Source organism: Vibrio sp. 1-2 (7-a) (genome assembly GCF_013048515.1).
In the GTDB taxonomy this organism is placed as follows: Bacteria; Pseudomonadota; Gammaproteobacteria; order Enterobacterales; family Vibrionaceae; genus Vibrio; species Vibrio diabolicus.
Genome location: NZ_VHSQ01000012.1, coordinates 1 through 16713 on the forward strand (window position 1 = coordinate 1; position 16713 = coordinate 16713).

The window sequence follows — 16713 nt, forward strand, 5'->3', positions numbered from 1 at the left end:
CGTTATCGTTCCCCGAAGGTTCAGATAACTCGTTTCCGCTCGACTTGCATGTGTTAGGCCTGCCGCCAGCGTTCAATCTGAGCCATGATCAAACTCTTCAATTTAAGATTTTGTTCGGCTCAATGAAAACTGAACATTACATAACGTAATGTTTGAATTGACTGTGCTGAATCCGAAGATTCAATGGTCACTTCGTATCATTGAAACCTAATTTGAAACCGCTCTTTATTAAGAGAAATTTCTAATTGGATTATCATCAACGAGTGCCCACACAGATTGATAGGTCTATATTGTTAAAGAGCTTGCTTTGCGAGAAGTTTTCTCTCAAAGCGGAGGTGCATTCTAGCGATTTGGTTGTTAGTGTCAAACACTTTTTTCAACTAATTTTTCGTAGAAGCTTTTTACCTCTCCGACCCTGCTGAAGCCTTGTGGCGTCTGCCGTGTCGATGGATGCGCATTATAGGGAGAAGATTTTCTTTGGCAAGACTAAAAATACATTTTTTCTAAAAAAGCATGCCAAGTGGATACTTTCCATCCAACCTCAAAATTACCCCGAAATAACACTCAAGATTTCTACAGCTTACCCACAAAAATCTGTGGATAACTACTCATCACTATCGAAGAAGTAAGAAATGCGTGAACGCGGATTAAGATACTCTTTGATTTTCTCCGGCAATTTAGACGGATGAATCGCGTTAACTATCTTTATATCCTTTGATGCAAGATCAATGATTGGCGCCTGCGTCCTTGGCACTGATGGGTCGTAAACCAATACATTTGGGAATAATAGATGCGATGCATTCACTGAGATAACCAAGCCCACCATATTATTGGAAAGCTGAACCACAGTGCCTGGAGGAAACACGCCCATAAACTTAATCAGGATATTCAGGTTTTCTTCTTTATATAGGTGTTTACAGTTCTTATATAAATGAGAGAGTGCGGTATAAGGAATTTTTTGCTCTGAGACTATAGGTGTATGACACAAGTTATCAAATGCGTTAGCTACAGCAATAACTTGAGCAAACTCGTTGATCTCATCTCCTTTCAGACCTTTGGGATAGCCAGACCCATCTCTTAGTTCATGGTGCTGTGCAATCACAACTCTTGCAACTTCGGGAAAACCTTCTATTTGGCTCGCAAGATCTACTCCATATTTGGTGTGCAACTTTAAGTAGTTAGTTTCTGGTTCCGTCAGCGGTGCTTGCTTTCTTAATATTGCGGTAGGAATTTTTATTTTCCCGATATCGTGGAATAGCGCTGAGAATGAAAGCTCTTTCAACTGCGCAGCTGAGTACCCCTTAGCACGGCCAATCATCATGGCGATAACAGCAACGTTCAACGAATGGAAATAAATATCTTCAAACTCATTTTTACCGTTCATCAGGTGTAGAGTGACATTATCATCACACATTAACTTCTCGACGATATCTTCAATAAGAAGCTTCGCTTCATCAACGGCAGCTGTTGGACGATTACGAATTTTCGTCATGACCGAGCGCATACGTGCCAGAGAGCGCTCAAACTCTTTTTCGCACTGGATAACGCGTCGACGATACGCACTTAACTTTTCTATGCGGTTTTGTTTTTCTTGCCAAAGTTTTTGAGTTTCATAATCTAGCGACGCTTCATTCGTTACTCTATCAGCTTGTATCTGGTCGACTGGAAGTGGTGCGGCATCACTTTGCTCTGGATTAAAGTAAACGAACTTTACACCGAGGTGACGGATCATCTCGACTTGTTCTTGATCTTTAATCTTAAAACTATTGAGTAGAAAAGGGTGATCGTTCCACTTTAGCGGAAGACGGATATGTAATCCGGGTTGAATACGATCGACCGTAAGTTTAATGGCTGCCACTTATTCACTACTGATTTACGTTGCCTAAGAGAGTTAGAATACTAGTAAATTTTGTGAATAAATTCATCAGTAAGTATCAAAACATCAGATGGTCATTTCTAATTACTCATTTAATGAGCAAAAGCAAGCTACTTTAAGGTTCGATCTGCTTTGCGTATTTTAAGCTGAGCCTCGAACGTTGGCTTATCTATTATTTCTTGACCTTTGACTAATCCCATTAATGTTTGTACCGCTACACGGGCCATATCACTGATAGGAAAGTGCACTGCCGACACTGTAGGATAAAGGCTTTCACAAAGGTCGACACTGTCAAAGCTAGTTAAAGAGATTTGCTCCGGTACTGAAATATTGTGCTCGTGTAAGTACTGCATTGCACCGACCGTCATTTCCTCACTGCAAGAAAAGACTGCAGTAACTTCAGGGTGTCGTTGTAAAATTGCAGCCATTGCATCATAACCACTTTGCCGACCATAATTCCCTTCTTCACACCAGCTTTCGTCAATATCGATACCTGCGTCCTTCATCGCGTCAACGTACCCAAGCTTTCTTAATAAACTATTATGACGTTGGGATGGACCGGTAATACAGGCGATTTTTCTATGACCACCAGCTAAAAGATGCTCGACGGCAATACGGCTTGCATAATGATGATTAAAAGTAACGCAACGCTCTTCTATTCCTTCAACATAGCGATCCAGAAGAACGAAAGGCGTAGGCTGTTTTGCTAATTCACGTAAATCATCATCTGACAAATAACGACTATGGAGGACATAGCCATCACAACGCAGATCATTAAAACGCTGAATGGCTTCCTTTTCACCTTCTGCAGAATGATGTCCTTGAGCGGTAATCAGAAACTTTTTATGAATATCCAGCTCAGTCTGAACCTGCTCCATCATCTCTCCAAAGAAGCCCCCCGTATAGTAAGTCACCAATAAGCCAACCATATTACTGGATGAGGTTGCGAGTGAACGAGCAATCGCACTCGGGCGATAATTCAGTTGCGCCATAGCTTGCTCTACTTTTTTTCGAGTTTCTTCGCGAAACTTCCCCTCTCCATTAATGATTCGAGAAACGGTAGAGCGATTTACACCGGCGAGTTCGGCGACATCTTTAATCCTTGCCATAATGCTATTGGGTCCAACTGCAATTGTTATTGAATATCCGTTTGTGTAGAACGGCTGCCAGCAATTCGTAAGGTGCTTATAGGGGGCGAAGCTGGCAGCCTTTAATCATACACCGACCATTTGATTGGTAGAAACGAGCTCAGAGTAATCCGTGACAGCTATACCATGTTGAGCTAACTGTTCTTTTAAAATGGGAGAGGTTAGAACTTGTAACTCTAGCTCTCGCTGAAGTGCATAACCACTCTTTAAAATCAGCGCTTGATCGGCCTCTGCCGGGTGGCACATCACCTCAACCAAATCATAGTCTGTCTTTAGACTCAATAAATGCGCCATCAAACCATCCAAACTTACTTTTTGATCGTAAAACTCATCAGTAAAGACATACCTTGTTGTCATCGATTCTTGACACAAGCCAGTGCCCCGCAGTGGCACTCGGTATTCACTCGCTACCTCTTTAATAACGGGCAAAATTTGAGGGTGAGTATGCGCGTGATGATGGCTATCTAAGTGGCTTAGCTCTAACCCAAGCGATAAAAAATGTTCCACCTGAGCTTTTGCTTCGTCATAAATGACCTGAGTTTCGAAGTCCTGCTTACCCCACAGTTCGTCGTATTTGATAAAATGCGCTCGACCGTTGGTCAAATTAGGGTGCCCAGTTAGAGGCACTCCCGCTGTAAACCTAAGATGAACACCAATTCTCAAGTCTGGATTATGGCGAGCCAACTCTAAAGCATGCTTCTCAGCATCCATACCGACCATCATGGTGGTTGAATGAACAACACCTTGCTGATGAGCTTTTACGATGCCGTTATTTACACCTCTCGTTAAACCAAAATCATCAGCATTAAAAATGACTTTCATTGGCGCCCTTCCTTAGTACTACAACGTCGTTAGTTTAAATTGAGGTAAATACGGAGCGTTCACCGCTAGGATATCATCCAGAATTGACTTGGCACGACCAATGTCTGGCACCAATGGGTTGTTGGTTAATGCCATGAGCGCTTTGTCATAATTACCTTCAACAGCAGCGTCTATTGTCAACTGTTCATATGCTTTGACTTGATAGAGTAATCCTTTGATATTGTTTGACAGCTCACCAACCGCAAGAGGTTTCGCGCCCCAACTACCAATCACCGCGCTACACTCAATCACAGCATCGTCGGGGAGGCCGTTAATCGCTCCGTTATTTAAGACGTTAACAACATGAATACTATTACGATTGTTATAAATTGAATCAACCAAGTTTAGTGATGCATCTGAGTAATAAGCCCCACCCCGCTCTTCTAACTCTTTCGGCTTATGATCGAGATTAGGATCTTGATAGAGCTTGAATAGCGCATTTTCTGTTTCCATTACCTGCTCAGCACGAGTGCCCTTTTCACCCGCGCTTTGTTTCTCTTCAGCGAGCATAGCATCGGTTTGATAGAAATAACGATGGTAAGGACATGGTATCGCCCCCAGCGCTTTTAAAAATGCGGGATCCCACGGTTCTTCCCAGATGTTCTTCATGCTGAAGTTAGCACCATCACCGACTTTCTCTAATACTGTTTGAGTAATATCTTCTCCATTGAGCCATGCTTTGTGCACCCAAACGAGATGGTTTAATCCGGCAAACTCAAGTTGTAGCTCTTTTGGCTCGCACTCCATCATTTCTGCGATCATCATTTCCATCGAAACCGGCACATTACATAAACCAATACTCTTTACTTTGGTGTACTTACTGACGGCTTCAGAGACCAAACCCGCAGGGTTGGTGAAGTTGAGCATCCATGCATTGGGTGCCAACTCTTCAATATCTTTACATATATCAAGAATAACCGGGATGGTTCGCAGTGCTTTAGCAAACCCACCTGGGCCTGTTGTTTCTTGACCGATGACGTCGTATTTAATTGGAATTCGCTCGTCATTAGCACGAGCAGCAAGGCCACCCACACGGAACTGCGTCATCACAAAGTCCGCATCTTTTATCGCAGCACGACGATCAAAGTCTGCTTTTATCTCAATCTTTGCACCTGCTTTATCAACCATTCGCTGCGCTAGACCTTTGATAATCTCAAGCTTCTCAGCTCCTGACTCAATGTCCACAAAATGAATCTTCTTAACGGGTAAATATTCTAAGCGCTTAATAACCCCTTCAACCAGTTCAGGGGTATAGCTACTACCACCGCCAATAATGGCAAGTTTGATCGCCTCTCTAGACATTTTTCTCCCCTTATTTGTTCGAGATTTTTTTGTTCAGTGCAACGATTTCTACAGCCATTTCTTGAGCCAAAATCGTGGTCATTAAGTGATCTTGAGCATGTACCATCACTAACGTCATCGGGACTTTCCCTTCCCCCTGATCTTCCTCAATCAACTGAGTCTGAATTAAGTGGGCTTTGTTAATGCACTCTCTTGCTTGAGAGAGCTTCTCCTCAGCCGCATCAAAATCTTGTTCTCTAGATAAACGCAACGCCTCGTAGCTCAAACTTCTGGCTTCGCCAGCATTACAGATGATCTCCATCACAACCAATTCTTGTTCCATCATTTTCTCTCCGAAAATCGGGCCGCGGTAATTGCGGCCCATTAAGCACCGTTAAGCAGTAACACCTTCACCTGAAGGTTGCGTCTCATCCTTAGTTTCTTTCGTCGTTGGTAGTTCTTGCTCCAACATTTGCTTCTCAAACATTTTGAAGAATGGGAAGTAGATAATTAGATCAAGAATCAATAAACCAATGACGAGCAATACTGGAGCAAAGGTCCAACCGCTACCCCACGAAGCACCTATCAGTGCTGGTGTTGTCCAAGGCGTTGTAGCGACCCCCATACCCACAAAGCCGACATGCACAGCAAAGTACGCTATCGTAGCGTTGATGACTGGAGCGAAGACGAACGGGATAAACAAGGTCGGGTTCATCACAACTGGGCTACCGAAGATCACAGGTTCATTGATTTGGAAGAAGCCAGGCACCGCACTCATTCGACCAATACTCTTAAGGTGAACAGAACGGCTAAATGACATCAGCATAACAAGAGCAAGTGTTGCACCAGAGCCACCGATAAAGATGTAAAAATCCCAGAAAGGCTGAGTAAATACGTTTGGAATCGGTTCACCTGCAACAAAGGCTTCGATGTTGGCACCAATGTTGGTCAAGAAAATTGGAGAAAGCAGCCCCACAACAATTGCAGCACCATGGATACCCGCAAACCAAAGTAGTTGGCAAAGCAATAGAGCGCCAATAATGGCAGGCAATGAGTTAGACGCACTAATTAAAGGCTTAAAGACTGCCATGACCGCATCTGGAATCAGCATGTCGTACTGGGTTTGCACGAAAAGGCTAAGTGGGTATAAGGTAATGAATATCGCTAAGACTGGTAACAGCACTTCAAATGATCGTGCAATCGCCGGTGGAACTTGCTCTGGCATGCGAATCGTAATGTTGTGCTTTTTCATAAAACGGTAGAGCTCTACCGAGAAGAATGCACACATCACTGCGGTGAAGATCCCGGTTCCTCCCATGTGTGACATAGACAACGCGCCATCTTTAGCAGGGGCCGCGATGAGTAAAAAAGACATCAGCGACAATACAGCACTCGTGATCCCATCCATCTTGTAAGCCTTAGCTAAGCTATAAGCAACGCCGAGCGAAACAAAAATGGTCATGATCCCCATCGACATGTTGTAGGGCATCATTATGGTATCAAAATGTGTGGTGGCGAAATCGAGCCAAATTCGACCAAAAGTAAAGGTCGTGTCTTCGGCAAATGGTGGGAATGCAAAAATCAAAATGAAACTACCGACAATAATAAACGGCATTGCAACTATAAAACCGTCTCTCATTGCTCGAACATGGGGCTGATTCCCCACTTTTGCTGCTATAGGGGCTATATGCTTTTCGACTGCGCCTATAATTGCGTCATAAAGCTTCATAGAATCCATCCTTATTTTAGGCAAAAGAATCCCACATCAAATATTTATATTTGATGTACAGTTATCTTTTTTAAATTTAAAACTATGGTTTAGTTAATTAATTCTAATGCTTGCTCTAGTACTTCTTCTCCCTTCATCATTCCATAATGCTGAGGAGAAATCGCATCAATGTTTTTACCATGCTCTTGCGCCGTTTTTCTTAGCTCTTCTAGCTGAAAACGTACTTGAGGCCCGAGAAGACAAACATCGTACTCTTTAATTGCATCTTCAAATGCATTCACTGACATCGCATCAATTTTGCACTCAATTCCTTTATTTTCAGCAGCTTGCTCCATTTTTTTAACAAGCATACTGGTTGACATCCCTGCGCTACAGCATAAAAGGATCTTTTTCATAGCCTTACTCCCGTTGTGTAAATTTCAACCTGCAAAAACTGTAGCAAAAATAACCAAGACAAAAAAGCGCAACCGGTTGCATTATTCGTGAACACAATCCCAATTTAGAAAATACGACCTGTTTTTTAGTAATTATTTAGGTCTAGGATAAAAGTCAGGAAATAAATTAAGACACTACATTAGGTTTCAAATTATCAATATATTACTACTGACAACGTCGTTATTAATTTCTAAAAAGGAATAGAGAATGAAATTTAATAAATTGGCTATTGCAACGCTTGCAAGTGCCGCACTATCACAATACTCATTTGCTCAAACCGACTCTAAAGGCACCATTTATCTAACGTTTGATGATGGACCAATCAATGCATCTATTGACGTTATTCAAGTACTTAACCAAGAAGATATCAAAGCGACGTTTTACTTTAATGCTTGGCACTTAGACGGAATTGGTGATGAGAATGAAGACCGTTCGCTAGAAGCCTTAAAGCTCGCATTAGACACTGGTCATATTGTCGCGAACCATAGTTACGATCATATGGTTCATAACTGCGTTGATGAGTTTGGACCTAATAGCGCAGCAGAATGTAATGCTACCGGCGACCACCAGCTTAACTCGTACCAAGATCCTGTTTACGATGCCTCAATGTTTACAGAAAACTTATCTGTTTTAGAAAAGTATCTGCCTAACATTACAAGCTACCCGAATTATAAGGCAACAGAGTTTGCTAGACTGCCCTACACCAACGGCTGGCGCGTGACTAAAGACTTCAAAGCAGATGGATTATGTGCAACGTCTGATGACTTTAAACCTTGGGAACCAGGCTACGTTTGTAATATCAACGACCCATCAAACAGTGTGAAAGCCTCAATTGCGGTACAAAACATTCTGGCTAATAAAGGCTATCAAACACATGGTTGGGATGTGGATTGGGCACCTGAAAACTGGGGGATAGCAATGCCAGCCAACAGTCTAACAGAGGCAGAACCTTTCCTAGGTTACGTAGATGCAGCATTGAACAACTGTGCTCCTACCACCATCAACCCTATCAATTCAAAAGCACAAGAGTTTCCATGTGGTACACCACTCCACGCAGACAAGGTCATTATTCTAACGCATGAGTTTTTGTTTGAAGACGGTAAGCGAGGAATGGGCGCAACCAAGAATTTACCTAAATTAGCGGAATTTATCCGACTAGCAAAACAAGCTGGCTATGTATTCGATACGATGGATAACTACACACCAAACTGGCAAGTTGGTCATAGCTACAACGCTGGCGACTACGTCCTACATTTAGGCACCGTTTACCAAGCAGTGACCAGCCATAACGCACAGCAGGACTGGGCACCTTCCCCAACCTCTAGCCTTTGGACCAATGCTGATCCGGCAACAAATTGGGAAGTGAATGTTTCATATAAAGAGGGAGATGCTGTGACGTACTCTGGCAAACGTTATCTCGTCAACGTGCCACACGTATCTCAAGCCGATTGGACACCTGACTCACAGAACACCTTGTTCACAGCTCTATAAGCAGTTCCCTACTATTATCATGTAGTAGCTTGCGCGAGGGATTACCTCGCGCTTTTTTACTTTTCTAAAAATAAAAATGGAAAGCAGTAAAGAGTGGACTGACTGGGCCTGGCATTCCTGACGCCACGCTGGATTTGAATTCACAAACCCTAGATACAACAAAGCCCCGACTTTCGTCGAGGCTTTATCATATGAATTATGGTACCGGTGGGCGGACTTGAACCGCCACGCCCGAAGGCAACGGATTTTGAATCCGTCGTGTATACCAATTTCACCACACCGGCATCTTTGGGCTATTGCCCTTTGATGGTTGGCATTATACGGAAGCTTTTGACCTGCGCAAGCAGAAATACCTTAAATAACTATCGTTTGCTGATAATTTCGCCACAAAGTGTGACAAAGCTGTACTGATAAGAAACGTACACTCCATTTCCTACTACTGTTCCAGGTGGAAATGAGTATACGTAACTCTTTTTAAATTCTATTCACTGTAATATCAGAAACATAACCATTCCCGATGCTCGACAAAGCCGTATGGAGCATCTCGGCAGCATCTTCCGCTTGCATGAAGTGACTCGTGTCCATCATGTTGCCGCTTGTTTTCCAGAATTCCGTATCCATTCCACCAGGATAAACCGCGATAATTTTCATTGGCTTTCCTTTTAACTCCAAACGAACCGACTCGATTAATCCTTTGACAGCCCACTTCACAGCACAATACGTAGACTCTTGCGCTTTAGGCTGTTGCGCAGCAGTAGACATAACCATGACCACTTTTATCGGTTGATCTTTGTAACGCTTTACTAACTCTCTTAATACATGAATGGCGGAATTCAGGTTATTATCAATCAGTTTTTGAATCTCTTCCGGCTCCTGCTCTTCCAGTTCGCCAAAATAACCACTTCCTGCACTATGAATGACCATTTCAGGCGGCTGTTTCATCCCATCAAATAGGTGTTTCACATCTTGATGCAGTGAGAGGTTGCAAGCTTGATAGCCAACGTTATGAGAGAGTTGTTTTGCTAGTGCGGATAGTTTTTCTGTGTTTCTTCCTATGATATACGTCTCTTTGTCTTCCGCATCATAACGCTTTGTCAGCTCTGCCCCTAAACCGCTACTTGCACCTGTAATTACAATCATGGCTACCTCTTATCAATCACATACTTTTAATGCATCTATCAATTAAGGTAACAGAATCTTGGTAATTCACACCTCAAGAACACCATTCTTTGAAGCAAGCGGCTTTCTTACTCTCATGATGCATGAAATACCAAGTAGAACGAGGAAGATTTAACCTATGCTTAAGCAAGAATAACTTTCTGAATTTTCTATCGACTTTCGAGTAAGAACTGAATAGGAGCATGCGAATGACTGGGTCAAAATGGCAATGGTTACTGAAGCAAATGACGCGCAAATTGTGGGTTCGCACATCACTTTATGCCTTACTTGCTGTCGCCACCGCCCTAATATCCATTGTTTTAAACCAGTTCATTACTCTGCCTCCTGCAATCAACGTCAGTAAGGATTTGCTTAACAACATATTAAATATCCTCGCGACTTCCATGCTTGCGGTGACCACATTCTCGCTTAATATAATGGTCTCAGCGTACAGTGCCGCTAGTGCAGGGGTAACGCCGCGAGCGACAAAACTGTTGATGGAAGACAGCACAACACAAAATGCTTTGGCGACCTTTCTTGGCTCTTTTCTATTTAGTTTGGTAGGCATTATCGCGCTAGGCATTGGCGCCTATCATCAACAAGCACAAATTTACCTATTCATCGTTACCATCGCCGTGATCGTGATGATCATACTCACCTTGCTACGTTGGATTCAGCACCTTTCCGTACTAGGGAGAGTCAGTGAAACTACCTCCTACGTGGAACAAGCTTTGTTAGATGCGATAAGAAAACGTGGTCGGGAACGCTGGCTAGGCGCTCACCCATGGAGCCATCCAGAACATAAACCCAGAGGAAGCAAGCCTATTTTCAGCCAAGAAATTGGCTACTTACAGCATGTTGATATGCATCATCTCGATAGTATTGCTGAAGCAAACCAATGCACCATCTATCTTGAACGACAACCAGGAAGTTTTGTGTATGTGAGTCAACCATTGGCTTGGGTTTGTGGAGCGTTGCCAGACGAAAACGAAATAACTGCGGCCTTCACGATTCGAACGGAGCGTTCCTATGATCAAGATCCTCGTTTTGGATTAGTCGTCATGGCGGAGATCGCCTCACGAGCTCTCTCCCCCGCCGTGAATGATAACGGTACCGCGATTGATGTTCTTGGGCGTTCTGTACGAGCGCTTTCATTATGGGGAGAGTTACTCAGCGAGCCGCCTACCAAAACTCGATACCCTAGGCTATTTGTGCCCGCATTAAGCTGCCAGGATTTGTTTGATGATGTCTTTTTGCCAATCGCGCACGATGGTGCAGCGCAACTCCAAATACAGATTCGCCTACAAAAAGCCTTGCTGGCTCTTTCTAGTATGCACCCCAAGTTGTTTTTATCACCTGCAACCAAGCTATCAGAAAAAGCTTTAGAGCTCTCCTTGAGCCAGCATTATACCGAAGATGAGAAACACCAACTCTCTCATCTGTCTAATCTAGTTACAGACCAAAAAGCTAATGGTTAGGCAAGTAAAATTCAGTTGAAATAGGTTACCGAAAGGCCTTGTACATCATGGTATATATTCATAACACACAGCAGAAAAGTCACTTCGTTTATGCATAATTAAAGACTCTGTGCGTTAGGTCTCTTTTCTCTTGGTGAGGGAATCTATATTCTGACGCACAATTTTTAAGGTAAGTGATGGAATAATGACAACGTCTACAACTCTTCCACCTGCTGGTCTCTTTCGTCGACTTGCAGCGTTGATTTACGACACATTGATTATTATCGCAATTGAAATGATGGCCGCAGGTATTGTTATGGCCGTTGTATTTGCACTAAATGCAGCAGGGCTGTTGAGCTACGGCGAGTACGCAGATGCCGCTGATATGCTCGGAAAGCACCCTGTATTAAGCCCTCTATTTACACTGTATCTTGCGGTTGTATGGATTTACTTCTTTGTCTTCTTCTGGACGCGAGCAGGGCAAACACTTGGGATGCGCGCTTGGAAACTTCGAGTTCGCAATGCCAAAGACGGTGCGCCGATTACAGTCACTCAAGCCCTGATTCGCATTGCAACATCTGGCTTTGGTTTGGCAAACCTGACTGTACCGATTGATCCAAAGAAACGTGGGTTCCACGACATTTGGGCAAAAACAGAGGTTGTTGTGTTGCCTAAGGCAAACTAACTTATCCGGGAATACAAAAAAGGAAGGCATAATGCCTTCCTTTTACATTTAGTCCGATGAAACATGGTTTATTCGGTGATACTTCAGCTACAGCTTTCTTCTCAGCAGCGCAATCGCAATCGCTAAGAACACTAGGCTCGGGGCCAATGCACCAAACACAGGGGATATGCCATACACCAAGCTTAATGGGCCAAAGAACTCACTGGATATATAAAAAGTAAACCCGGCAACCACGCCCGACAATACCCTTGCCCCCATGGTCACACTTCTGAGTGGACCGAAAACAAACGATAGCGCCATCAACATCATCACGGCAATTGAAAGCGGCTGTGTCAACTTACGCCAAAACGCCAATTCATAGCGAGACGCATCTTGCTCAGATGCTTTCAGATAGGTCACGTAATCATACAAACCGCTCAGTGATAACTCTTCAGGCTTTACCGTCACCACAGCTAGCTTATCTGGAGCCAATGACGTATGCCATTCCATCTGTTCGATGTCTTGCTTCGAAATCACGTTTTCATTTTTCATATCCGTGATTTGTACGTCGCGCATCAACCAATTGTTATCTTGTTGATAGTCGACCTCTTCAGCAAAGATAACCTTTTGTAGATTCTTATCATCATCAAAACGCCACATATTTAAAGCATAAAGCTTGTCGTCTTCGACTTTACCTATAAAGATAAAGTCGTTTGCGTCACGAGCCCAAACTCCAGAACGAACTGAGACAATACTACCTCCAGATATCGCAAAGGATCGTAGGTCACGAGCCATCTTTTGTGCTTCTGGAGCGCCCCATTGCCCTAACGTCATAACGATAAGCATAAGTGGCACCGCCGTTTTGAGCACGGATAACCCGATATCCAACTTTGAGAAACCAGCAGCTTGCATCACCACCAGCTCAGAGCTTGACGCCAACATACCCAAACCAATAAGGGCACCGAGTAGTGCTGCCATTGGGAAGAACATTTCGATATCACGCGGCACACTGAGCAATACAAAGTACAACGCATGAGTGAGGTCATACACGCCTCGCCCTACTTTACGTAGCTGTTCTACATATTTAATGATGCCCGATAAGCCAACAAACGTCGCTAAAACCAAGGCAGTGGTAGAGATGATGGTTCTACCGATGTAAAGGTCTAAGATTTTGAACACAGCTTACGCGAGCCTCTTCTTACGGAATTTGTCTTTTATTCGTCGAGCAGCAACGCTGTCCATCATATTGGCCATGATTGCGACAATCAGTAACATCGCATTAATTGGCCACATGCCGATTGCCGCCGGAATGTCACCATCTTCTAATGCAGATTTTGTTGCACTAATCGCCAGGAAATACGCTAGATAAATAAGAATCGCGGGCCCCATTTTGGCAAATCGTCCCTGACGCGGATTCACCGCCGACAAAGGAATAACCAGCATCGTTAAGAGTGGAATACACACAAATAACGAAATTCGCCATTGCAGCTCTGCTTGCGCTTCTGGGTCTGGGTGTCCGATCAAATCAACCGTTGGGTACGCTTCCCAATCTCGCCCTTTCTTTTTGACCTCACGCTGGCCGATAACGCCTTCGTATTCATCGAATTTTGTGATCATATATTCAACGCGAGTCGGCACACCTTCATAACGCGTGCCTTCTTTCATGGTGATGACCTGACGGCCGTCCGACAGTTCTTTTACTTCACCAGAGGACGAGAACATCACACTCGGCAATACTGAATCTCTCGGGCGCATCTGCGCGACAAAAACGTTGCTCAATGTATTGTCTTTAATGTCATCGATGAACACAACCGATGAACCATCTGGCGTGCCTTGGAATTGCCCTTTTTTTAGCAAGTCAACGCTGTTTTCTGCCGCCACTTGTTCATAAAGTTGCTCTACACGGTCTTGAGACCACGGCGATAACCACAATGCATTAAAAGCCGCCACAGCAGAAGTAATCAGCGCTAAGTACAAGGCCGCTTGTACCAAGAATTTGTTACCAATACCTGTCGCGTTCATCACGACAATTTCGCTCTCTGCATACAGACGACCAAATGTGATCAATATGCCGATATACAGACTTAAAGGCAGCATTAATAGACCCATTGCTGGCATATTCAAACCAACAATCGAGAAAATCAATCCAGCAGGAATATCCCCATCAGAAGCATCAGCAAGAACACTTATGAATTTCTGGCTTACAAACACCAAAAAAAGTACGAAAAAAATCGCAAATTGGCTCTTGAGTGTTTCGCGGATCAAATATCTAACAATAATCACGCTGAAATTACCTATACAAAACTTGTTTTTTTGGTCGAATCACTATAGTTTCCCGTTGAACCATTTATTTTTTTAAAAATTATAAACTAGATGTTAGTCGCTTAATCAGCTCTGCATGTAAGCCTGGAGCTAAAATTCAACAAGTAAGCGATCATTATCTAACATTTAGAGCAATTTGTCTTCAGGATGTAGGAGTACGCATGGAGTTCAGTGTAAAAAGTGGCAGTCCAGAGAAACAACGTAGCGCATGTATCGTTGTTGGTGTGTTTGAACCACGTCGCCTTTCTCCAGTAGCCGAACAACTTGATAAAATCAGTGACGGTTACATCAGTTCACTACTTCGCCGTGGTGATCTAGAGGGTAAACCTGGTCAGATGCTGCTACTGCATCAAGTACCAGGTGTTTTGTCAGAGCGCGTTTTGCTTGTCGGTTGCGGCAAAGAGCGTGAACTTGGCGAGCGCCAGTACAAGGAAATCATTCAAAAGACGATCAGCACACTTAACGAGACAGGCTCAATGGAAGCTGTATGTTTCCTAACTGAACTGCATGTTAAGGGTCGCGACACATACTGGAAAGTACGCCAGGCTGTAGAAGCTACTAAAGATGGTCTATACACATTTAATCAATTCAAGAGCGTTAAACCTGAAACTCGCCGCCCACTGCGCAAGCTTGTTTTCAATGTCCCAACGCGTCGTGAATTAAACTTGGGTGAAAAAGCAATCACTCATGGTCTAGCTATCGCATCTGGTGTCAAAGCCTCAAAAGACCTTGGCAACATGCCACCAAACGTAGCTAACCCAGCTTACCTCGCTTCTCAAGCTCGTCGTCTGGCGGACGATTACGAAACCGTAACCACCAAAATCATTGGTGAGCAAGAGATGGAAAAACTGGGTATGACCTCTTACCTAGCAGTAGGCCGTGGTTCTAAAAACGAATCTATGATGTCTATCATCGAGTACAAAGGTAACCCTGACTCAGATGCAAAACCGATTGTGCTAGTAGGTAAAGGTCTAACCTTCGATTCAGGCGGTATCTCTCTAAAACCGGGCGAAGGTATGGATGAGATGAAGTACGACATGTGTGGTGCGGCATCGGTATTCGGTACAATGAAAGCGCTAGCGAAGCTAAACCTACCAATTAACGTTATTGGTGTTCTAGCAGGCTGTGAAAACATGCCAGGCAGCAACGCTTACCGTCCAGGTGATATCCTAACGACAATGTCTGGTCAAACTGTAGAAGTTCTGAACACGGATGCGGAAGGTCGTCTTGTTCTTTGTGACGCACTGACTTACGTAGAGCGTTTCGAACCAGACTGCGTGGTTGACGTTGCAACGCTAACCGGCGCTTGTGTTATCGCACTAGGTCACCACATCAGTGGCGTTATCTCTAACCACAACCCTCTTTCTCATGAGCTAGTTAACGCTTCAGAGCAAGCAAGTGACCGTGCATGGCGTCTACCAATGGCAGATGAGTACCACGAGCAGTTGAAAAGCCCGTTTGCGGATATGGCAAACATTGGTGGCCGTCCTGCTGGTACCATCACTGCGGGTTGCTTCTTGTCTAAGTTTGCTAAAAAGTACAACTGGGCTCACGTCGATATCGCAGGTACCGCGTGGAAATCAGGCGCAGCGAAAGGCTCAACGGGCCGTCCTGTCTCAATGCTTGTCCAATTCCTTTTGAACCGCAGCGGCCAAGAGACAGAAGAGTAATTTCTGAACAACATCTAAAAGGGCCGCAAGGCCCTTTTTTATTATCCTAATTTTCTAAAATGAAAGTGGGACTTAAGATGGTCTTAGGAAGAGACCCAAGGCAAGTGAGAGAATGATGCAAACTGCAACCTTCTACATCATTAACGAAGAGAGCCCGCAAGCAACGGTGGCTGGCTTTGAAAAGTACATTGTGTTTTTGGCGCAGCACTTTGCCCGCCAAGGCGCTAAAGTGTATTTAAACTGCCAAGACAAACCACACGCCGAGCAGCTCGCTGAAGCCTTTTGGCAAGTTGATGCAGACAAGTTCATGGCACATAACCTAGTAGGCGAGGGACCGAAATACGCCACCAATATTGAGATCGGCCATAACGGTGTAAAGCCGTCTTGGAATCGTCAATTGGTAATTAATTTGGCGGAAAATGAGACAACCTTTGCGAACAAGTTTGCTCAAGTGGTAGACTTCGTGCCCTGCGAAGAAAAAGCTAAACAACTCGCAAGAGAAAGATATAAAATTTACCGTCAAGCAGGTTACCAGCTGCAAACGATCGAAATTCAATATCCTTAACGGTCAATCCTTATAGTTAAGGCGATCTTGTTAAGATCCCTCACTTATAAAGATTG

General features: G+C 43.9%; 15 protein-coding genes, 1 tRNA gene and 1 rRNA gene. 5 read left to right on the plus strand and 12 right to left on the minus strand.

All coding sequences use genetic code 11. The annotated features are described in order from the left end of the window. From FKN08_RS19870 to FKN08_RS19905, 8 genes are all read right to left on the minus strand, one after another. Positions 1-104: ribosomal RNA gene (locus FKN08_RS19870) — 16S ribosomal RNA — on the minus strand; the annotation flags it as partial. A gap of 500 nt (positions 105-604) precedes the next feature. Then, the gene (locus tag FKN08_RS19875) at positions 605-1858 is read right to left on the minus strand and encodes an HD-GYP domain-containing protein (protein WP_170892764.1); all 1254 of its coding nucleotides are present in this window, start codon (positions 1856-1858) and stop codon (positions 605-607) included. 128 nt (positions 1859-1986) lie between these two features. Continuing rightward, the gene (locus tag FKN08_RS19880; protein WP_170892765.1) at positions 1987-2985 is read right to left on the minus strand and encodes a LacI family DNA-binding transcriptional regulator; all 999 of its coding nucleotides are present in this window, start codon (positions 2983-2985) and stop codon (positions 1987-1989) included. A gap of 105 nt (positions 2986-3090) precedes the next feature. Continuing rightward, the gene (gene chbG, locus FKN08_RS19885) at positions 3091-3846 is read right to left on the minus strand and encodes a chitin disaccharide deacetylase (RefSeq protein ID WP_134648085.1); all 756 of its coding nucleotides are present in this window, start codon (positions 3844-3846) and stop codon (positions 3091-3093) included. An 18-nt stretch (positions 3847-3864) separates the two neighbouring features. Beyond that, positions 3865-5187, minus strand: a complete 1323-nt coding sequence (locus tag FKN08_RS19890; RefSeq protein ID WP_005397437.1) for a 6-phospho-beta-glucosidase — start codon at positions 5185-5187, stop codon at positions 3865-3867. A 10-nt stretch (positions 5188-5197) separates the two neighbouring features. Further along, entirely contained in the window at positions 5198-5509 is a 312-nt protein-coding gene (locus tag FKN08_RS19895) for a PTS lactose/cellobiose transporter subunit IIA (RefSeq protein WP_031780628.1), read from the minus strand. Positions 5510-5560: 51 nt separating this feature from the next. After that, positions 5561-6895 (minus strand): PTS sugar transporter subunit IIC, encoded by a 1335-nt coding sequence (locus tag FKN08_RS19900; protein WP_167713413.1) that lies wholly within the window; start codon positions 6893-6895, stop codon positions 5561-5563. A gap of 89 nt (positions 6896-6984) precedes the next feature. Next, positions 6985-7290, minus strand: coding sequence for a PTS sugar transporter subunit IIB (locus tag FKN08_RS19905; RefSeq protein ID WP_025767645.1), 306 nt, complete (start codon positions 7288-7290; stop codon positions 6985-6987). A 247-nt stretch (positions 7291-7537) separates the two neighbouring features. Between FKN08_RS19905 and FKN08_RS19910 the strand changes: the two genes are divergently transcribed. Beyond that, a complete protein-coding gene (locus FKN08_RS19910) occupies positions 7538-8821 on the plus strand; it encodes a carbohydrate-binding protein (RefSeq protein WP_170892766.1) in 1284 nt (427 codons plus the stop codon). A gap of 199 nt (positions 8822-9020) precedes the next feature. Here the strand turns inward: FKN08_RS19910 and FKN08_RS19915 are convergent. Next, a tRNA-Leu gene (locus FKN08_RS19915) sits at positions 9021-9105 on the minus strand. A 190-nt stretch (positions 9106-9295) separates the two neighbouring features. Beyond that, positions 9296-9961, minus strand: a complete 666-nt coding sequence (locus FKN08_RS19920) for an SDR family NAD(P)-dependent oxidoreductase (RefSeq protein WP_145533556.1) — start codon at positions 9959-9961, stop codon at positions 9296-9298. A 227-nt stretch (positions 9962-10188) separates the two neighbouring features. Here FKN08_RS19920 and FKN08_RS19925 point away from each other — a divergent pair, with 227 nt between their 5' ends. Together FKN08_RS19925 and FKN08_RS19930 are read left to right on the plus strand one after the other, a co-directional pair. Next, entirely contained in the window at positions 10189-11457 is a 1269-nt protein-coding gene (locus FKN08_RS19925; protein ID WP_005397451.1) for a DUF2254 domain-containing protein, read from the plus strand. A gap of 184 nt (positions 11458-11641) precedes the next feature. Continuing rightward, positions 11642-12121, plus strand: a complete 480-nt coding sequence (locus FKN08_RS19930) for an RDD family protein (RefSeq protein WP_005397453.1) — start codon at positions 11642-11644, stop codon at positions 12119-12121. 87 nt (positions 12122-12208) lie between these two features. On the opposite strand, the gene lptG is transcribed toward FKN08_RS19930, so the two are convergent. Together lptG and lptF are read right to left on the minus strand one after the other, a co-directional pair. Next, positions 12209-13279, minus strand: a complete 1071-nt coding sequence (gene lptG / locus FKN08_RS19935; RefSeq protein WP_005397455.1) for an LPS export ABC transporter permease LptG — start codon at positions 13277-13279, stop codon at positions 12209-12211. 3 nt (positions 13280-13282) lie between these two features. Continuing rightward, the gene (lptF, locus tag FKN08_RS19940; protein WP_006742363.1) at positions 13283-14383 is read right to left on the minus strand and encodes an LPS export ABC transporter permease LptF; all 1101 of its coding nucleotides are present in this window, start codon (positions 14381-14383) and stop codon (positions 13283-13285) included. A gap of 200 nt (positions 14384-14583) precedes the next feature. Here lptF and pepA point away from each other — a divergent pair, with 200 nt between their 5' ends. Continuing rightward, a complete protein-coding gene (gene pepA / locus FKN08_RS19945; protein WP_005397459.1) occupies positions 14584-16092 on the plus strand; it encodes a leucyl aminopeptidase in 1509 nt (502 codons plus the stop codon). A gap of 115 nt (positions 16093-16207) precedes the next feature. After that, positions 16208-16657 carry a DNA polymerase III subunit chi gene (locus FKN08_RS19950; protein WP_170892796.1) on the plus strand — a complete coding sequence of 150 codons (450 nt, stop codon included), beginning with the start codon at positions 16208-16210 and terminating at the stop codon, positions 16655-16657. Positions 16658-16713 lie beyond the last annotated feature (56 nt).

What these genes read in the sequence shown, in the direction of transcription:
- FKN08_RS19880 (WP_170892765.1), bottom strand. Translation starts at nt 2,985, where the DNA reads ATGGCAAGGATTAAAGATGTCGCCGAACTCGCCGGTGTAAATCGCTCT.
- chbG (WP_134648085.1), bottom strand. Translation starts at nt 3,846, where the DNA reads ATGAAAGTCATTTTTAATGCTGATGATTTTGGTTTAACGAGAGGTGTA.
- FKN08_RS19890 (WP_005397437.1), bottom strand. Translation starts at nt 5,187, where the DNA reads ATGTCTAGAGAGGCGATCAAACTTGCCATTATTGGCGGTGGTAGTAGC.
- FKN08_RS19895 (WP_031780628.1), bottom strand. Translation starts at nt 5,509, where the DNA reads ATGGAACAAGAATTGGTTGTGATGGAGATCATCTGTAATGCTGGCGAA.
- FKN08_RS19900 (WP_167713413.1), bottom strand. Translation starts at nt 6,895, where the DNA reads ATGAAGCTTTATGACGCAATTATAGGCGCAGTCGAAAAGCATATAGCC.
- FKN08_RS19905 (WP_025767645.1), bottom strand. Translation starts at nt 7,290, where the DNA reads ATGAAAAAGATCCTTTTATGCTGTAGCGCAGGGATGTCAACCAGTATG.
- FKN08_RS19910 (WP_170892766.1), top strand. Translation starts at nt 7,538, where the DNA reads ATGAAATTTAATAAATTGGCTATTGCAACGCTTGCAAGTGCCGCACTA.
- FKN08_RS19920 (WP_145533556.1), bottom strand. Translation starts at nt 9,961, where the DNA reads ATGATTGTAATTACAGGTGCAAGTAGCGGTTTAGGGGCAGAGCTGACA.
- FKN08_RS19925 (WP_005397451.1), top strand. Translation starts at nt 10,189, where the DNA reads ATGACTGGGTCAAAATGGCAATGGTTACTGAAGCAAATGACGCGCAAA.
- FKN08_RS19930 (WP_005397453.1), top strand. Translation starts at nt 11,642, where the DNA reads ATGACAACGTCTACAACTCTTCCACCTGCTGGTCTCTTTCGTCGACTT.
- pepA (WP_005397459.1), top strand. Translation starts at nt 14,584, where the DNA reads ATGGAGTTCAGTGTAAAAAGTGGCAGTCCAGAGAAACAACGTAGCGCA.
- FKN08_RS19950 (WP_170892796.1), top strand. Translation starts at nt 16,208, where the DNA reads ATGCAAACTGCAACCTTCTACATCATTAACGAAGAGAGCCCGCAAGCA.